Annotated in this window: 2 pseudogenes; both read right to left on the bottom strand. The window is 64.5% G+C overall.

What is annotated here, in order from left to right:
• A pseudogene (locus tag K228_RS0124945) lies at window positions 1–316 on the bottom strand (right-handed parallel beta-helix repeat-containing protein); the annotation flags it as partial.
• Between the two features lie 269 nt (window positions 317–585).
• Window positions 586–1,482, bottom strand: a pseudogene (locus K228_RS29095) (right-handed parallel beta-helix repeat-containing protein); the annotation flags it as partial.

Here is a 1,482-nt window from a genome sequence, read left to right as displayed (position 1 = left end):
CGAGGGTGGCGCCGCCGCGGGCGTTGGCGAGGGTGATCGCGGCGATGAGGGCGTCGGCGTCGCAGGGGACCGGGGTGCCCGGCGGCTTCTTCTCCCTCTTTCCCTTGCTCTGCTTCCGGTGGTCCCCGGCGGAGGATCGATCGTCGGCGGTGGCGAGGTCGCGTTCGGCCGTGTCGGCGGCCGAGGCGGCGGGGGCGCCGACGGCGGTCAGGGCTAGGCCGGTCACGCCGGCGAGCCCGACTGCCCACCATCGCCATCGTGATCTCGTTTGCGTTCTACCTAGGTGGCCCGGTGGGGGTCGGTGTGGACGGTTCATCGCGGCGTCGGTGTCCTTTCTTGGTCACGATGATGAACCCACCCAGGTGGTAGCTGGCGGGTGGTTTTTCCTCGGCTACCCGAGCGGCGGTAATAACCCCTTCAGTTGAACCCGAAGGCATGGCTTTAGGGGTGCGAAGGGGGAGAAAATACCCATTGGTATTACGTCACCACCGCTCCCGGCAGCCTTGTTCTCCCTGTTTTCGCGGGTTGATGGTCCCTCCTCCGTCGGTGAACGGAGGAGGGACCATCACTTAGTTAGGCATGGTGTTATCCGACGCACCCCGGAACGTCGACGCAGTTGTCGGGCCGGTTCTTGATGACAACGGTGCCGGTGGCGAGGTTCAGGTTCACCACGCCGGGGGGGTTGTTGAAGATGCCCCCACCTTCGGTGACGGCGATATTCTTGACCACCTGGGTGTTGAAGAGGGTGAGGACGCCGGAAGGGCCGTTTAAGATTCCGCCCCCCTGGTTTCCAGACTGGTTCCCGATCACCTTCGTGTCGCGCAGGACCAGCGACTGGAAGTTGAAGATGCCGCCGCCATTAGCGGCGGCGGTGTTGTTCTTGATGGTGCTGTCCTCGACCACCGCAGTCGTGTTGGGGTTAACCGATAGCCCACCGGCCAGTCCCGTCGTTGCCGTGTTGTTGGCGATGAGGACCTTTCGGAGGGTGAGTTGGCCGGAGTTCGCCAGGACGCCACCAACTGCATTGGCGGTGTTATCGGTGATCTTGGTATTCGTGACCATTCCGGTCCCGCCGAACGATTCCAGGCCGCCGACGCTGGTCTGGCTCTGATTGGCGGTGATCCGGCTGTGGTCGACCAACAGCGTTCCGTTCGTGCTCTGGATGCCGCCGCCGGAGGCGCCGCTGAGGTTGGCGGTGACCTCGGACTTGGTCACGGTGAGTAGGCCGGTGTTCCAGATGCCGCCGCCGGTGGTGCCGGCGGTGTTTCGGCTGACGGTGGAGTGCTTGACGGTCGTGGTGCCGTTGTTGGCGATGCCGCCGCCTGCGGTGCCGGCGATGTTGCGGGTGATGGTGCTGTGCTTGGTGGTAAGGGCCCCGCCAGGGTCCACGAGGATGCCGCCGCCAGTGGTAGTGGTGTCTCCGCCGGTGATCTTCAGTTTGTTGAGGGTGAGGTTGCCGCCGGTGTTGATGGTGAGGATTCT

The organism is Salinispora cortesiana (assembly GCF_000484695.1).
GTDB lineage: Bacteria > Actinomycetota > Actinomycetes > Mycobacteriales > Micromonosporaceae > Micromonospora > Micromonospora cortesiana.
This window is presented reverse-complemented; position numbering and strand designations above follow the sequence as displayed.